The sequence below is a fragment of the Micromonospora sp. CB01531 genome (assembly GCF_001905095.1).
In the GTDB taxonomy this organism is placed as follows: domain Bacteria; phylum Actinomycetota; class Actinomycetes; order Mycobacteriales; family Micromonosporaceae; genus Micromonospora.
In genome coordinates this window covers 111,454-125,436 of the sequence record NZ_LWLS01000060.1, presented here as the reverse complement: position 1 = coordinate 125,436, position 13,983 = coordinate 111,454, and the positions used below count along the sequence as shown (strand labels likewise).

Sequence of the window (13,983 nt, the reverse complement as noted above, 5' to 3'; positions counted from 1 at the left end):
GGTCGGTCCCCTCCGGCAGGCCGGTCGTGGTGGGCGCCGTCGGGCCCCCGACCGGCGGCCACCGCCCCGGAACGGCGGGACTGGTGCCAGAATGACCGACCGCACCGAGGTGGCAGAACTCCGAGCGTGCGAACCTGAGCCGCCGTGGCGGGCCCACGGCGCGACCCGTGCCGGCCCGACACGCCGGCTCACCGCTCGGCGGGCTGCCCCGGGGTCCGGCTCCCGGTGGCCGGGCCGGCGCCGGCCCACATCCAGGTGCCGATCCGGCGTGCCGCGGTGAGGCTGGCCCAGGAGGTCGCCGCGATCAGCCCCCGGTCGTCCAGGCCGGCCCCTCGCGCGTCGTCGATCACCGACGCGTCCACCTGATAGGAGGCGAGGGCCGCGAGCAGAGCCAACCGGGCGACCGGCCGCTGCGCCGCCGGCAGGTCGGCGACGGTCGCCCGGGTCCAGGACCGGCTCGGGCCGAGCGGCCGGCCGTCCCACCGGCTCACCTCGGCCACCACCCGGTCCCGCACCTCGGGGGCGAGCGCCCGGGCGCCGGCGGCCTCGATGGCCGCGCCGGCGCGGGCGAAGGCGTCCGCCACGGGCGCGGAACCCCGCGCCCAGGCGAGGTCCGCCGGGAGGGCGGCCGGCGGCAGTTGGCCCCGTGCGGTACCGGCGGCGCGGGCCGTCCGGCCGGTGTGCCGCATCACCGTACGCAGCAGCCGGCGCAACGCCGACTGCACGGCGACCGGCGCCGCCGCCGGCAGCGGCGAGTCGTCCAGGAAGATGTTCACCATGCGGTTGATGTAGTGGAAGGTCACCGCGACGCCGATCACCTCCGGCGCCTGCGCCGGCCCGAACGGGGGCGCGGGACGGTCGGACGGCTCACGGACCCCGCTGTGCCGGGCCCAGGTCGCCATCCGCCGCACCTCGGGGTCGGTGACGAGGTCGACCCGGTCCCGCGCGACCGCCGTGGCGTCCGGGCCGCCGGCCAGGGCGTCCAGGGCGGTGCCGTGCACCTCCACGCAGTACGGACACCGGTTGGCGACGGAGACAGCCGCCGCCACCGCCTCCTTGACCCCCCGGTCCACCCGTCCGGCCGCGACCAGGGTCTCGCGCAGCATCGCCCAGCAGGCCGCGAGCGCGTCCGGCTCGGGCGAGTGCAGCACCACCGGTGGTGCGAGTACACCGAAGTCCCGCTCGACCTGGTCATAGAGCGCGGCCACCGGCGGCGGGGCCGCCGCCGGTAGCACCGGTGTCACGTACCGGATCTCCACAATCGACCGGCGCACGGCCGTCCTGAGCAGCCAGCCTCGCACAGTCCACTCCCTCGTCCCGGACGGCGCCGCCCGGCGGTCCGTCATCATCGGTCGATGTCGACGCGGTCACTAAGATGACCGGATGTACAACCGGATCTACACAGGCCAGACCTGCTCGATCGCCCGTTCTCTCGACGTGGTCGGCGAGCGGTGGAGCCTGCTGATCGTCCGGGAGGCGCTGGTCGGCGCGACCCGCTTCGACGTGTTCCTGCGCAACCTCGGGATCGCCCGCAACGTGCTGGCCGACCGGCTCGGCACCCTGGTGGACGGGGGCGTGCTGCAGCGGGTGCCCTACCAGGAACGCCCGCTGCGGCACGAGTACCACCTCACCGACCGCGGCCGGGAGCTGGTGCCCGTGATCCTGGCCCTGATGCAGTGGGGAGACCGGCATTTCGCGGGCCCGGCCGGCGCGCCTCGGATCGCCGAGCACGACGGCTGCGGGGGCGCGGCCCAGGCCGTGATGCACTGCGTCGAGTGCGAACGGCCACTCACCCCCGCGGAGGTGACCACCCGCCCCAACCCGGATCATGTCCCGCCCCGGTGACGCCGGTCCGCCGCGGCGGCCGGGCAACGGCCCGCCACCCGCTCAGTTCGCGGCGCGGCCGGCCACCAGGGGCAGGACCCCGCGCCGACCCGCGGTGCCGCCGTCCGGCGACGGAGCGCCGTAGCGGACCTGCACACCCCGCTCCTGGGCGGCCCGCACGATGGCCGGCACCGCGCGTTCGGCGAGCGCCGCGATGGTCATGGCCGGATTGACGGTGAGGGCGCCCGGCACGGCGGATCCGTCGGTCACGAAGATGCCGGGGTGGTCGCGCAGCTCGTGCCGGTCGTCCAGGGCGGAGCTGGCCGGGTCGTCCCCGATTCGGCAGGACGCCAGCGGGTGCACGGTGTAGGCGCCCACCACCTCGTTGGTCCACGGCATCACCCGGGATAGCCCGTCGCGTTCGAGGATGTCCCGCACCGCCGCGTCCGACTCGGCCCAGCCGCGCAGCGTGTTGGACGTCGGCCGGTAGCGCAGCGCCCCCCGGCCGAGCATCTGCTGGGACAGCCGCTGCGAGTTGCCGGACTCCGGGGGCGGCCCGAACACCCCCTCGTTGTCGTCCTCGCTCATCGTGAAGATGGTCAGCCAGGACCGCCACCGGCGGAGCAGTTCCTTCTTCTCCACGCCGAACCAGGTGGGGCCAACGGCGTCCGGCACCTGGGCGAGGATGGTGCCGAAGCCGGGCGGGAAGTACAGCTGCTCCAGCGAGAAGCGGGTGTACTCGGGCAGTGATCCGTCCAACCGGTCCCAGCTGGCCACGCACGGCCCCTTGCCGATCTGGTAGCCCTCGTACGGCACACCGTCGGCTCGGGACAGGCCGAGCACGTCGCGCACCCGGTCCTCGTCGAAGACCGCGGTGTTGAGCCGTTCCCCGTTGCCGGAGAAGTACCGGCCGACGGCCGACGGCATCGGCCCGAGGTGCGGCTCGGAACGTTGCAGGATCACCGGGGTGGCGCCCGCTCCGGCGGCGAGCACGACGATCCGGGCGTCGATCGCCCCGGCGCCGACCTCGGCCCGGTAGTCGACCTCGTCCAGGACGCGGTAGTGCACCCGGTAGCCGCCGTCGTCGGTGCGGGCCAGGTACTGCACCTCGTGCATCGGCCGGATCTGCGCGCCGTGGGCCAGGGCGGCCGGGAGGTAGTTCAGCAGCAGGGACCGCTTCGCGTCGAAGCGGCACCCGGACATCATCCAGTTGCAATTGGTGCAGCGCTCCCGGTCGATGGCGACCGGGACCGGGTTGGCGGTCCGACCGGCGTGGGCGCAGGCCGCGCCGAACAGCCCGCCGGAGTACGGCACGTCGGTCCAGGTCTGCTGGCTGACCGGCAACGCCTCGGCGACCCGGTCGTACCAGGGGTCCAGGGTGTCCCGGGAGATGGCGGCGGGCCACATGCGACGGCCGATGCTGCCCTGCCGGTCGAAGACGAAGCGGGGCGCGCGGGGCATGGCGGCGAAGTAGACGACGCTGCCACCGCCGACGCAGTTGCCGCTGAGCACGCTCATCCCGTCGCCGATGACGAAGTCGAACACCCGGGTCGAGGACGATCCGAACTTGAAGTCCTGGTCGAACTCCTCGCCCTGCAGCCACGGGCCGCGTTCCAGCACGACCACCCGGGCGCCGCCGGCTGCCAGGTGGTAGGCGGTGATCGCGCCGCCGAAGCCGCTGCCGATCACGAGGACGTCGGTCTTCTCGGTAACCGTCATGCCGGGCTCCCTGAGGGGGTCGTGTCGGGGTGTGGACGGGCGAGCACCCGGCCGTAGGAGTACTCCGGGAACCGCCAGATCCCGTCCCGGTCGGGTGGGTAGTAGCCGAGGGTGGCCAGACCGGGGTGGCCGGCGGCGAGCGCGTCGGTGGTGTGCAGGTGCGCGGCGGCGTCGAAGGCGATCGTGCTGAACATGGCCAGGCTCACCCAGGCCTCCCGCTCGGGGTGGTCCACGGCGGTAAGCTCCTGCACCAACGCCACCCGGTCCGGGTAGGCGAGCGCCACGAACGGCGGTACGTCCGCGTCGGGCGTGAGCCGGTGCTCCTGGGCGTACCGGCGGGCGTGGCCGTTGAGCGCTTCGGCCAGGCCGTCCAGGGCGGGGGCCATCCCGCCTTCCGGAGTGCGCAGCACGTCCACCGCGCCCGACGCGACCGCGCCGCCGCCGGCGGAGACCCCGGCGACGCTGCGATCGTCGGGCGACCGCTTCTCGCCGGGAAGGATCGTGTCGGCGAACGCCTCCAACGTCATCGTCACTGCCAAGTCGGCATCAGGGGTACTCGGTTGCACTGGCGTGTCTCCTGTCGTCGGTGAGGAGCACTGGTCGGGAGCCGGCACTGGGTCCGGCGGCAGCGGGCGACCGCCGCGGACGCCGCCCAGCTGCGAGACCCGTAGGGGCGCCGGCGGCACGCCGGCCCGATCCGCCGCGCGCCGGGACGGACCGACAGCGGCCGCCCGGTCGGGCTCCGCACGGGCCGGGTGGCGCTGGCCCGGTGCGGGCGGTCCTATCGTCCGGATCGCCGAGCAGACGCCGCATCTTCCCAGTTGCTAACCAGAACCGAGCAGTTCAGAGCGGTGTGAGACACCTCAGTCGGCGCTCCACCGAACTGCGCAACATCGAAGAGCATGGCGGGTCCGGACGCCGCTAGCGTGGCTGGTGCAGCCCAGTCACACGGATGGAGACAGTCATGCGCGTCCATGAGGCAGAGCGCGGCCGAGGCCTCGTCGCCCGGATCAACGGCCGGTACCACCAGGCGGCGGTCCGGCTCTACCTGCTCATCGTCGTGGCGCACTGGGCCGAGCACCTGGTGCAGGCCTACCAGATCTGGGTGCTCGGCAAACCCCGGCCGGCGGCCCGCGGTGTGCTCGGCCAGTTCTACCCCTGGCTGGTCACCTCGGAGTGGCTCCACTACGGATACGCGCTGCTCATGCTCGTGGGCCTGTTCCTGCTGCGACCGGGCTTCGTGGGGCGGGCCCGCACCTGGTGGACGATCTCACTCGCCCTGCAATTCTGGCACCACATCGAGCACGCCCTGCTGTTCATCCAGGCCCAGACCGGCGCCTATCTCTTCGGCGCGAAGGTGCCGACCAGCATCCTGCAGCTGGTCCTGCCGAGGGTGGAGCTGCACCTGTTCTACAACTCGGTGGTCTTCATCCCGATGGTGGTCGCGATGTACCTGCACCTGAGGCCTAGCCCGGCCGAGAGCGCGGCCATGTCCTGCGCGTGCGCAGCGAGCCACCGCCCGTACCGCGAGCCGATGCCGTCCTCGCCGATGCCCGCCTGAGATGGCCGGCCATCACCTGATCCGGGCAGTGGTTCCGGCCGTGCTCACCGTCGCGCTCGCCGTGCCGGCCGCGCCCGCGGCGGCGTCGGGCGGGGACGACGCCACTGCCAGTGTCCCGGCCGACGGGGCTGCCCTGTCCGCCGCGCCGGCGCACGTGGAGCTGACCTTCTCCCGGGTCCCCGTCGCGGCCCGCTCACACCTGGCCGTCGTCACCGAGGACGGCCGGCGGGTCAACCGGTCCGACACGCCGACCGCCGCCGGGCGCCGGCTCGTCCAGGCCGTCTCGATCCAGCGGCCCGGTGTCTTCACCATCGCGTACCACGTCGAGTTCGCCGACGGCGGCGAGGCGCAGGGCAGCCGGCGCTTCAGCGTCGGCACCGGCGTACCACCCCCGGCCGCGCCGGTGCCGGCGGAGGCGGCGGCGGTGTCGGAACACCAGCACGGCGTCGACCCGGTCAGCGCGGTGCTGTTGGTGGTCGACGGCCTGGTGGTCCTGGGCGCGGTGGCGATGCTGCTGCGGACCCGGCGGCCACGGCACGCCGGACCGGACCCGTCCGCCCCACCCGGGCCGCCCGCCGCCCATCCCGGACCCGGCATCCGGCCGGTTCCCTGACCAGCGCCCGACCGATCGAGAGGAAGAGCCGTGACCGCACAACCCGACGTGTACGCCCAGCTGACGGCCGAGGGCCAGGACGTGGACAGGTTGGTGGCCGACCTGGACACCGCCGGGTGGGAGCGCCCGACGCCGGCGCCCGGCTGGACCATCGCCCACCAGATCGCCCACCTGGCGGCCACCTTCCGGATGGCCGAGCTGGCGGTCAGCGACCCGGACGCCTTCACCCGGCTCACCTCCGGGCTCAGCGCCGACTTCAACGCGAACGTCCAGCACGCCCTGGCCGGCTACCTGGCCGAGCCGCCGGAGGTGCTGCTCAAGCGCTGGCGGGCCGAGCGTGCGGCGGTGGACGACGCGCTGACCGCGACGCCGCCCGGGCAGCTGGTGCCGTGGCTGGTCCGCCCGCTGCCGGCGGCGGTCCTCGCGGCGGCCGGCATGATGGAACTCTTCGCCCATGGTCAGGACATCGCCGACGCGCTCGGCGTACGCCGGCAGTACGGCGACCGGATCCGGCATCTGGTCGAGTTCGTGGTACGGACCTGGGACTTCGGCTACCAGTCCCGCGGCCTGGCCGTACCCGACGTGCAGCTGCGGTTCGAGGTGACCGGGCCCTCGGGGGCGTCCTGGACGTTCGGTCCGGCCGACTCCGGCGAGCGGATCACCGGGCCGGCCGTGGACCTCTGCCTCATGGCGACCCGTCGTCGCCACCGGGGCGACCTGGCGCTCACCGCGATCGGCGCCGAGGCGGACCGCTGGCTCGATATCGCCCAGGCCTACCGTGGCCCCGCCGGCGCGGGGCGGCAGCCGGGACAGTTCACCGGCGCGACGGCCTAGGCAGGGCCGGTCACCAGCCGGCGAACCGACCGCGCGGCCGTCGTCGACGGCGACCGCGCCCGAGCGGAGGTGCCCAGATGCGACCGGGACAGCGGATCCGACACCGGGCCGAGCCGCCCGCCGTCGTCCGGGCGGTGCGCGGTGCGGTCCAGGTGGAGCGGGACGACCCCAAGGTCGTCGACTCGCAGACGCAGTTGCTCCTCACCGAGGTGATACGCCGCAACGGCCTGACCGCCGTCGATGTCATCAGCATCCTGTTCACCGCGACGCCCGACCTGGTGAGCTGCTTCCCCGCGGTGGCCGCCCGCCGGCTGGGGCTCACCGACGTGCCGCTGCTGTGCGCCACCGAGATCGCCGTGCCCGGTGCCATGTCGCGGGTGGTCCGGTTGCTGGCTCACGTCGTCACCGCCCGGCCGGCGTCGGCCCTGTCGCACGTCTATCTGAACGGCGCCGCCCGGCTGCGCCCCGACCTGTCCTCCGCCGAGGACGTCCGCTCCGACCCGGACCGGCCCGGCGGCCCCGTCGCCGGCGGGTAGCGGTGACCCGGCGGCGCGCCTGGCCATCGGGACCGCCCTGTGCGACGTTGTACGGATGCATACTCATCCGTCCGGCCCTGAGGCCGCGTTGTACGCGCTGCGGCCCGTCGGCCGGGTCGAGTCCCCGCTGACCGATCCGGCGCTGGCGCCGAAGCAGGGCGACGAGGGGGCGCCGGAGGCGTGGCTGGTCTTCGACGAGACGTACGCCCCGGCGTTGCGCGGCCTGGGGCCCGGTGCGGACCTGCTGGTGCTGACCTGGTTGGACCGGGCGCAGCGGGACGTGCTCGTGGTGCACCCACGGGGCGATCGGTCCCGGCCGGAAACCGGGGTGTTCGGCACCCGCTCGCCGCACCGCCCGAACCCGATCGGACTGCACCGGGTACGGGTGCGGGAGGTGGCCGGCCTGCGAGTGCGGGTGGCCGACCTCGAAGCGGTGGACGGCACCCCGGTACTCGACCTCAAGCCGGTGCTGGACGGCGAGCGCTGAGCCCGGCGGTGCCCGGCCGGGTCGGCGACCCGGCCGGGCGGTGGTTCAGTGGCCCCGGGCGATCCACTCGGCGACGTGCGGTGCCTCGGCGCCGATGGTGGTGTCGTCGCCGTGTCCGGTGTGGACCACGGTCTCCGGCGGCAGCGTGAGCAGCCGGGTTCGGATCGAATCGATGATGGTGCCGAAGTCGCTGTAGGAGCGGCCGGTGGCGCCGGGCCCGCCCGCGAAGAGGGTGTCGCCGGCGAAGACGGCGCCGAGGTCGGGGGCGTGCAGGCTGCACGCGCCCGGGCTGTGCCCGGGGGTGTGCAGCACCCGCAGCGTGCTGCCGCCGACCGCCACCGTCTGGCCGTCGGTCAGCTCCCCGTCGGGTGGCGTGTCCGGATGGACCTGGTCCCAGAGCACCCGGTCGGCGGGGTGCAGCAGCACCGGAGCGCCGGTGACCCGGGCCAGCTCGGGCGCGACCCGGACATGGTCGTCGTGGGCGTGGGTGGCCAGGATGGCGACCACCCGGCGGTCGCCGACGACCTTGCGGATGGCGGCCACGTCGTGCGGGGCGTCGATGACGACGCACTCGGCGTCATCGCCGATCACCCAGACGTTGTTGTCGACGTCGAAGGTCTGCCCGTCGAGGGAGAAGGTGCCGGAGGTGACGGTGTGGTCGATACGGGCGGTCACGGAAAGACCACCACCGAGCGGAGCACGTCGCCGTGGTGCATCCGGGTGAACGCCTCCTCGACCTGGTCGAGGGCGATCTCCTCGGTGACGAACGCGTCCAGGTCGAGGCGGCCCTGCCGGTACAGCTCGGTGAGCATCGGGAAGTCCCGGCTGGGCAGGCAGTCGCCGTACCAGCTGGACTTGAGTGCCCCGCCGCGGCCGAAGACGTCCAGCAGCGGCAACTCGATCTTCATCTCCGGGGTGGGTACGCCCACCAGCACGACCGTGCCGGCCAGGTCCCGGGCGTAGAAGGCCTGCTTCCAGGTCTCCGGGCGGCCCACCGCGTCGATGACCACGTCGGCGCCGAACCCGCCGGTGGCGGCGCGGATCGCCTCGACCGGGTCGTCCTCGGAGGCGTTGACCGTGTGGGTGGCGCCGAACCTGCGGGCCCAGTCGAGCTTGCGGGAGTCGGTGTCCACCGCGATGATCGTGGTCGCCCCGGCCAGGGCCGCCCCGGCGACCGCCGCGTCGCCGACGCCGCCGCAGCCGATCACCGCGACCGAGTCGCCGCGGGTCACCTGGCCGGTGTTCATCGCCGCGCCGAGGCCGGCCATCACGCCGCAGCCGAGCAGGCCGACGGCGGCGGGTCGGGCGGCCGGGTCGACCTTGGTGCACTGCCCGGCGTGGACCAGGGTCTTCTCGGCGAACGCGCCGATGCCGAGGGCGGGAGTGAGCTCGGTGCCGTCGGTGAGAGTCATCTTCTGGGCGGCGTTGTGGGTGTTGAAGCAGTACCAGGGGCGGCCCCGGCGGCAGGCCCGGCACACCCCGCAGACCGCCCGCCAGTTGAGCACCACCAAGTCGCCGGGGGCCACCCCGGTGACCCCCGCCCCCACCTGCTCGACCACACCGGCGGCCTCGTGCCCGAGCAGGAACGGGTATTCGTCGGTGATGCCGCCCTCGCGGTAGTGCAGGTCGGTGTGGCACACCCCGCACGACTGGACGCGGACCACCGCCTCGCCCGGCCCCGGGTCGGGCACCACGATCGTGGTGACCTCCACCGGCGCGCCCTTGCGCCGCGACACGACTCCCCGGACTTCCTGGCTCACGGGCCCCTCCTGCGGTCGGTATGCGATCACGTCCCTGGAGCGAACCTACCGCCCGATCACCAAGGAACCGGCCCACCGGTGTGGGGCGGGTTATCCCGCGCATCGCGGGGTACGCGGGGGCCCGGGCTTCTCCGGCACTGACGGGAGTGATCATGAAGCTGACGCATGCGCCGCTGCGGGTCGCCATCGGCGCGTTCATCCTGAATTCCGGGCTCAGCAAGCGGAGCCTGGAGGGCGAGGCCGCCGCGGGCATGCACGGCATGGCGGTCGGCGCGATCCCGCAGCTGCAGCAGTTCGCGCCGGACCAGTTCGCCAAGCTGCTGTCCCGGGCCGAGCTGGCCCTGGGCGCCGCGCTGCTCGTCCCGTTCGTGCCGTCGTTGCTGGCGGGTGCGGGGCTGACCGCGTTCGGCGCCGGCCTGGTGCAGCTCTACCTGAAGACGCCGGGCATGCGGGAGCAGAACAGCCTGCGACCGACCCAGGCGGGGATCGGCCTGGCCAAGGACGTCTGGCTGGTCGGCGCGGGGCTGACCCTGGTGCTGGACGCGCTGACCCACCGCCGCAAGCACATCTGAGCCAGTCCGCGCGCTCGACGGTACTCGCGGGGCGGAAGCCGCGCCGCCGGCGTATCTGGTCAGGCGCCGGCCGGCGCGGGCACTGGGGCGGCGGTGCGCTCAGCCGCCTGCCGGCGGCGGGTGGCGTTGCGGTAGCGCAGCACCTGCACCGCACCGAGGCCCCACAGCACGTACTGCACCGCGAACGCCCAACGGAACGCGTCTAGCGGCGGGGTGTCGCGGCCGGCTGGGGTGGCCAGGTCCAGCACCACGCCGACGGCCAGGATCAGCAGGATCGAGGCGACGAACCCGCCGACGTTGACGATCCCGGTGGCGCTGCCGATCCGGTGTACCGGGTTGAAGGTGCGCGCGTAGTCGAAGCCGATCATCGAGCCGGGACCGTTCACCGCCAGCACGACGACAAGGGCCACCAGCAGCCAGTGCGGCGCGCGTCCCGGCCAGGCCAGCACGACCGCCCACACGGCGGCGGTGGCCGCGGTGATGGCGAAGACCACCACCGACCGGTGGAACGGGTGCCGGGCGCACAGGTGCGCGATCACCGGCCCGCAGATCAGGGTCACCACGGTCATCAGGGTGAGCAGGGACGCCGCCGCGGTGGGCGCGAAGCCCTGGCCCTGGACCAGGAACGGGTAGCCCCAGAGCAGCGCGAAGACCGAGCCGGAGAACTGGGTGACGAAGTGGGCCCACAGGCCGAGGCGGGTGCCCGGCTGGGCCCAGGAGTCGACGAGCTGCCTACGTACGGTGGCCAGGTCGGTGGCGACGGCGGCGGGATGCGCGGCGTGCGGGGTGTCCCGGACCGCGACGAGGACCAGCAGCAGCACGGTCGCGCCGAGCGCCGCCGAGGTGAGGAACGCGGGCGTCCAGCCGACGTGGTGCAGCAGCGCCACCAGCGGTACGGCGCCGAGCACCGCGCCGAGCTGCCCGACGGTGCCGGTGAGCTGCACCAGCAGCGGGTTGCGCCGCCCGGGGAACCAGAACGCCACGATCCGCAGCACGCTGATGAAGGTCATCGCGTCGCCGAGCCCGACCAGCACCCGAGCGGCGACGGCGAGCCGGACGTCGGTGGCGAGGGCGAAGCAGAGCTGGCCGGCGGCCATCAGCGCGCCGCCGGCCAGCAGCAGCCGGCGGGAGCCGAACCGGTCGAGGAGCACCCCGACCGGGACCTGCATGGCCGCGTACACGGCGAGCTGGGCGACGGAGAAGGTCGCCAGGGCGGCGGCGTTGATGTGGAAGCGGTCCGCCGCGTCCACCCCGGTGACGCCGAGCGAGCTGCGGTGGAAGACGGCGGTCACGTACGCGGTGACGGCGACCGCGTAGACCAGGGCGGCGGAGCGGCGTGGGGCGACCGTAGGGGCGGCGGCGCTCACCGCAGTGTCCGCAGCACGGTCGCGGCGTTGTCGACGTGCGCGCCGACGGCGTCGAGCCAGGCCTGCATGTCGTCGCCGTCGAGCGCGGCGAGCTGGCCGGCGTGCTCGGCGAGCACCACCTCGGCCCAGCCGGGCGAGAGGCGGAAGCTGGCCTCGCCCATCCGGAGCTGCCGATCGCGCAGCCGCTGGTACAGCTCGGCGAGGATCTCGTTGCCGGCCGCCTCCACCACGGTGGCGTGGAAGGCCCGGTCGGCGGTCATCAGGGCGGTGACGTCGCCGGCGGCGTGCGCCCGCCGCATCTCGTCGAGCCAGCGGGCCAGGTCGGCCCTGATCTCGGCGCGGCGGGGCCAGACCCGCTCGGCGGCGTGCAGCTCGACCAGGCGTCGGGCCTCGATCACGTCGGTGATCTCCCGGGTGGAGACCGGCCGGATCAGCGCGCCGCGCTTCGGGTAGAGGGCGACCAGGCCCTCGGCCTCCAGGCGCAGCAGCGCCTCCCGGACGGGGGTACGGGAGACCCCGGCCGCCTCGGCGATCTCGCCCTCGCTGATCAGCTGCCCGCCCGGATAGACCTGTTCCAGGATGGCCCGCTTGAGGTGCCGGTACGCCCGCTCCGCGGCCGAGGGCCCGGCGGTACGCGCCGAGGCGGTGGGATGCGTCATGTATCTATGGTGCGTGCCGAGCGTGTGGCAGTCCCCTGCCGCCCCCGTAAAGGTGACCCGTCCCACGCGCTCAGTCGGGGCGCAGGGTGATCAGGCCGTCGTCGCCGAGTTTGAACCGGGTCCGGTACGGGGCACCGAGCCCGTCGAGCAGGTCCGCCAGCCAGCGGGCCTCCTCCGGGGCGGCCCGCTGCAGCCGCATCCGCCGCATCCGCACCGGCACCAGCCGCAGTCGGCGCAACTCCCCGGTCTCCGCGTCGAGCGTAGGCAGGTGCAGCAGGCGCAGCTCGGGCCGGTACGACTCCTGCCCGCCGATCCCCTCGTAGTCGTCGATCAGATCGCCGCAGCCGTACAGGACGAGCCGCCCCCGGTACCGCTCGATCGGGCGGGGGTGGTGCGACGAGTGGCCCTGGACCACGTGCACTCCGGCGTCGACCAGCGTGTGCGCGAAGCGGACGTGCTCGTCCGGCACCTCGTGGCCCCAGTTCGACCCCCAGTGCACCGAGACCAGGAGCAGGTCCCCGGGCCGGGCCTCCCGGGCGATCCGCTCGGTGAGCGCATCGGCCGACCTCGCCGAGGCGTCCGGCAGGTACGCCACCCCGGGCCGCCCGTCGGCCGCCGCCCACTGGGGGTACACGCCGCTGGACGGGGTGCCCACCGACCAGACCAGCAGCCGGTGGCCCCCGGTGAGCCGTACCACGGCGGGCCGCCACGCCTCGTCGGCGTCCCGACCGGCGCCTGCGGTCCGGATGCCCGCCGTGTGCAGGGCCTCGAGGGTGTCGGTGAGCCCGGTGGGGCCGAAGTCGAGGACGTGGTTGTTGGCCAGCGCGCAGACGTCGAGCCGGGCGGCGGTGAGGCAGGCCAGGTTCGCCGGGTGCATCCGGTAGTGGATGCCCTTGCCGGGGGCGTACTCGCCGCGGCCGGTCACCGACGTCTCCAGGTTGATGATCCGGGCGTCCGGGCGCGCCGCGTTCAGCAGTTCCAGCGCCTCGCCCCACGGCCAGTCGGGCGGGGCCGGGCGCGGCACCGGGCCGGTGACGGACTCGGCCAGCTCGACGTAGCGGCGGGCGTCGGTGACGGCCGGCTCGCGCAGCGCGGGCGGCCCCGGGTGGGGCAGGATCTGGTCCACCCCCCGGCCGGTCATCACGTCCCCGGCGAGGAAGAGGGTCACCTCGGGCATGAGGGTTGTCTTCCCACCCCGGGCGCTCCCGCACCTGCCGGACGCACCCGTTCTATGCTCCAGCCATGATGATCATGGATCGGGACGTGGCGATCGCCGCCGCGGAGGCGGGGGCCGCCGCCGTGCGGTCCCGGTACGGGGCCGAGCTGGCGCGGGTGGAGAAGACCGGGGGTGACTTCGCCACCGCCGCCGACCTGGAGGCGGAGCAGGCCATCCTCGACGTGCTGCGGGCCGTCCGGCCCGACGACACGGTGATCGGCGAGGAGAGCGGACGCACCGGGGCCGAGCGCGCCGACCGTACCTGGCTGGTCGATCCGCTCTGCGGCACCCTGAACTACGCGGCGCGGATGCCGCTGGTCGCGGTGAACGTGGCGCTGCGGACCGGCACGGGCATCGCGGTGGCCGCCTCGGCCGACCCGTTCGCCGGGGAGCTGTTCTGGACCGACGGCGGCCCCGCCCAGGTACGCCGGGACGGGGTGGACGAGCCGCTCACCCCGTCGACCGAGTCCCGGCTGGTGGACGTCAACCTCGACCCGCCGTTTCCGAACGGTCCCGCGTTCCAGGCCGCCCGGCTGCTCGCGCACCCGGAGTTCGGGGCGCGGTTCCGGCCGCGGGTGGTCTCCACGACCCTGGCGGTGGCCTGGGTGGCCGCCGGCCGGCGGGCGGCGTACGTGACCGACGGCCACCTGGCGGACAGCGTGCACTTCGCCAGCGGAATCGCCCTGTGCCGGGCCGCCGGCTGCGTGGTCACCGGCCTGCGGGGACAGCCGCTGCACACCGGCGCGGGCGGGCTGCTGGTGGCGGCGGACCAGGACACCCACCGCACCCTGCTGGCCCTCATCGAGGAGCACTTCCCGGGCTGAGGCACCGTACG

The 13,983-nt window shown here is 74.3% G+C and carries 16 protein-coding genes; 8 read left to right on the top strand and 8 right to left on the bottom strand.

Annotation, left to right across the window (positions count from 1 at the left end):
• Positions 1 to 188: 188 nt before the first annotated feature.
• A complete protein-coding gene (locus A6A27_RS11720) occupies positions 189 to 1,301 on the bottom strand; it encodes a carboxymuconolactone decarboxylase family protein (RefSeq protein WP_073834600.1) in 1,113 nt (370 codons plus the stop codon).
• Between the two features lie 82 nt (positions 1,302 to 1,383).
• Between A6A27_RS11720 and A6A27_RS11715 the strand changes: the two genes are divergently transcribed.
• Positions 1,384 to 1,845: a winged helix-turn-helix transcriptional regulator gene (locus A6A27_RS11715; protein WP_073834599.1), complete on the top strand. Its 462-nt coding sequence runs from the start codon at positions 1,384 to 1,386 to the stop codon at positions 1,843 to 1,845.
• Positions 1,846 to 1,887: 42 nt separating this feature from the next.
• On the opposite strand, the gene A6A27_RS11710 is transcribed toward A6A27_RS11715, so the two are convergent.
• Positions 1,888 to 3,543 carry an FAD-dependent oxidoreductase gene (locus A6A27_RS11710; RefSeq protein WP_073834598.1) on the bottom strand — a complete coding sequence of 552 codons (1,656 nt, stop codon included), beginning with the start codon at positions 3,541 to 3,543 and terminating at the stop codon, positions 1,888 to 1,890.
• Positions 3,540 to 4,109: a DUF5987 family protein gene (locus A6A27_RS11705; RefSeq protein WP_443189968.1), complete on the bottom strand. Its 570-nt coding sequence runs from the start codon at positions 4,107 to 4,109 to the stop codon at positions 3,540 to 3,542. Before A6A27_RS11705 ends, A6A27_RS11710 begins: the two co-directional genes overlap by 4 nt.
• A 398-nt stretch (positions 4,110 to 4,507) precedes the next feature.
• Between A6A27_RS11705 and A6A27_RS11700 the strand changes: the two genes are divergently transcribed.
• The 5 genes from A6A27_RS11700 (at position 4,508) to tsaA (ending at position 7,574) form a co-directional block, all read left to right on the top strand.
• On the top strand, positions 4,508 to 5,104 hold the full coding sequence (locus tag A6A27_RS11700; RefSeq protein ID WP_073834597.1) for a hypothetical protein: 597 nt from the start codon (positions 4,508 to 4,510) through the stop codon (positions 5,102 to 5,104).
• A gap of 40 nt (positions 5,105 to 5,144) precedes the next feature.
• On the top strand, positions 5,145 to 5,717 hold the full coding sequence (locus tag A6A27_RS11695) for a copper resistance CopC family protein (RefSeq protein ID WP_158073979.1): 573 nt from the start codon (positions 5,145 to 5,147) through the stop codon (positions 5,715 to 5,717).
• Between the two features lie 30 nt (positions 5,718 to 5,747).
• On the top strand, positions 5,748 to 6,551 hold the full coding sequence (locus tag A6A27_RS11690) for a TIGR03084 family metal-binding protein (protein ID WP_073834595.1): 804 nt from the start codon (positions 5,748 to 5,750) through the stop codon (positions 6,549 to 6,551).
• A 77-nt stretch (positions 6,552 to 6,628) separates the two neighbouring features.
• Positions 6,629 to 7,087: a chorismate mutase gene (aroH, locus tag A6A27_RS11685; protein ID WP_073834594.1), complete on the top strand. Its 459-nt coding sequence runs from the start codon at positions 6,629 to 6,631 to the stop codon at positions 7,085 to 7,087.
• A gap of 55 nt (positions 7,088 to 7,142) precedes the next feature.
• Positions 7,143 to 7,574: a tRNA (N6-threonylcarbamoyladenosine(37)-N6)-methyltransferase TrmO gene (gene tsaA, locus A6A27_RS11680; RefSeq protein WP_073834593.1), complete on the top strand. Its 432-nt coding sequence runs from the start codon at positions 7,143 to 7,145 to the stop codon at positions 7,572 to 7,574.
• A gap of 45 nt (positions 7,575 to 7,619) precedes the next feature.
• Here tsaA and A6A27_RS11675 read toward each other — a convergent pair whose 3' ends face one another.
• Together A6A27_RS11675 and A6A27_RS11670 are read right to left on the bottom strand one after the other, a co-directional pair.
• Positions 7,620 to 8,249, bottom strand: coding sequence for an MBL fold metallo-hydrolase (locus A6A27_RS11675; RefSeq protein ID WP_073834592.1), 630 nt, complete (start codon positions 8,247 to 8,249; stop codon positions 7,620 to 7,622).
• Positions 8,246 to 9,334, bottom strand: coding sequence for an S-(hydroxymethyl)mycothiol dehydrogenase (locus A6A27_RS11670; RefSeq protein WP_073834591.1), 1,089 nt, complete (start codon positions 9,332 to 9,334; stop codon positions 8,246 to 8,248). Before A6A27_RS11670 ends, A6A27_RS11675 begins: the two co-directional genes overlap by 4 nt.
• Positions 9,335 to 9,486: 152 nt before the next feature.
• Between A6A27_RS11670 and A6A27_RS11665 the strand changes: the two genes are divergently transcribed.
• On the top strand, positions 9,487 to 9,906 hold the full coding sequence (locus A6A27_RS11665) for a hypothetical protein (RefSeq protein ID WP_073834626.1): 420 nt from the start codon (positions 9,487 to 9,489) through the stop codon (positions 9,904 to 9,906).
• 59 nt (positions 9,907 to 9,965) lie between these two features.
• On the opposite strand, the gene A6A27_RS11660 is transcribed toward A6A27_RS11665, so the two are convergent.
• The 3 genes from A6A27_RS11660 to A6A27_RS11650 all read right to left on the bottom strand — a co-directional run bounded on the left by A6A27_RS11660 (position 9,966) and on the right by A6A27_RS11650 (position 13,109).
• Entirely contained in the window at positions 9,966 to 11,273 is a 1,308-nt protein-coding gene (locus A6A27_RS11660; protein ID WP_073834590.1) for an MFS transporter, read from the bottom strand.
• Positions 11,270 to 11,932, bottom strand: a complete 663-nt coding sequence (locus A6A27_RS11655; protein ID WP_073834589.1) for a GntR family transcriptional regulator — start codon at positions 11,930 to 11,932, stop codon at positions 11,270 to 11,272. Before A6A27_RS11655 ends, A6A27_RS11660 begins: the two co-directional genes overlap by 4 nt.
• Before the next feature lie 70 nt (positions 11,933 to 12,002).
• Complete coding sequence (locus A6A27_RS11650) at positions 12,003 to 13,109, bottom strand: CapA family protein (protein WP_073834588.1); 1,107 nt, start codon at positions 13,107 to 13,109, stop codon at positions 12,003 to 12,005.
• Between the two features lie 65 nt (positions 13,110 to 13,174).
• Here A6A27_RS11650 and A6A27_RS11645 point away from each other — a divergent pair, with 65 nt between their 5' ends.
• A complete protein-coding gene (locus tag A6A27_RS11645; protein WP_073834587.1) occupies positions 13,175 to 13,972 on the top strand; it encodes an inositol monophosphatase family protein in 798 nt (265 codons plus the stop codon).
• The last annotated feature ends 11 nt before the right edge of the window (positions 13,973 to 13,983 follow it).

What these genes read in the sequence shown, in the direction of transcription:
- A6A27_RS11715 (WP_073834599.1), top strand. Translation starts at nt 1,384, where the DNA reads ATGTACAACCGGATCTACACAGGCCAGACCTGCTCGATCGCCCGTTCT.
- A6A27_RS11655 (WP_073834589.1), bottom strand. Translation starts at nt 11,932, where the DNA reads ATGACGCATCCCACCGCCTCGGCGCGTACCGCCGGGCCCTCGGCCGCG.
- A6A27_RS11710 (WP_073834598.1), bottom strand. Translation starts at nt 3,543, where the DNA reads ATGACGGTTACCGAGAAGACCGACGTCCTCGTGATCGGCAGCGGCTTC.
- aroH (WP_073834594.1), top strand. Translation starts at nt 6,629, where the DNA reads ATGCGACCGGGACAGCGGATCCGACACCGGGCCGAGCCGCCCGCCGTC.
- A6A27_RS11650 (WP_073834588.1), bottom strand. Translation starts at nt 13,109, where the DNA reads ATGCCCGAGGTGACCCTCTTCCTCGCCGGGGACGTGATGACCGGCCGG.
- A6A27_RS11700 (WP_073834597.1), top strand. Translation starts at nt 4,508, where the DNA reads ATGCGCGTCCATGAGGCAGAGCGCGGCCGAGGCCTCGTCGCCCGGATC.
- tsaA (WP_073834593.1), top strand. Translation starts at nt 7,143, where the DNA reads ATGCATACTCATCCGTCCGGCCCTGAGGCCGCGTTGTACGCGCTGCGG.
- A6A27_RS11665 (WP_073834626.1), top strand. Translation starts at nt 9,487, where the DNA reads ATGAAGCTGACGCATGCGCCGCTGCGGGTCGCCATCGGCGCGTTCATC.
- A6A27_RS11645 (WP_073834587.1), top strand. Translation starts at nt 13,175, where the DNA reads ATGATGATCATGGATCGGGACGTGGCGATCGCCGCCGCGGAGGCGGGG.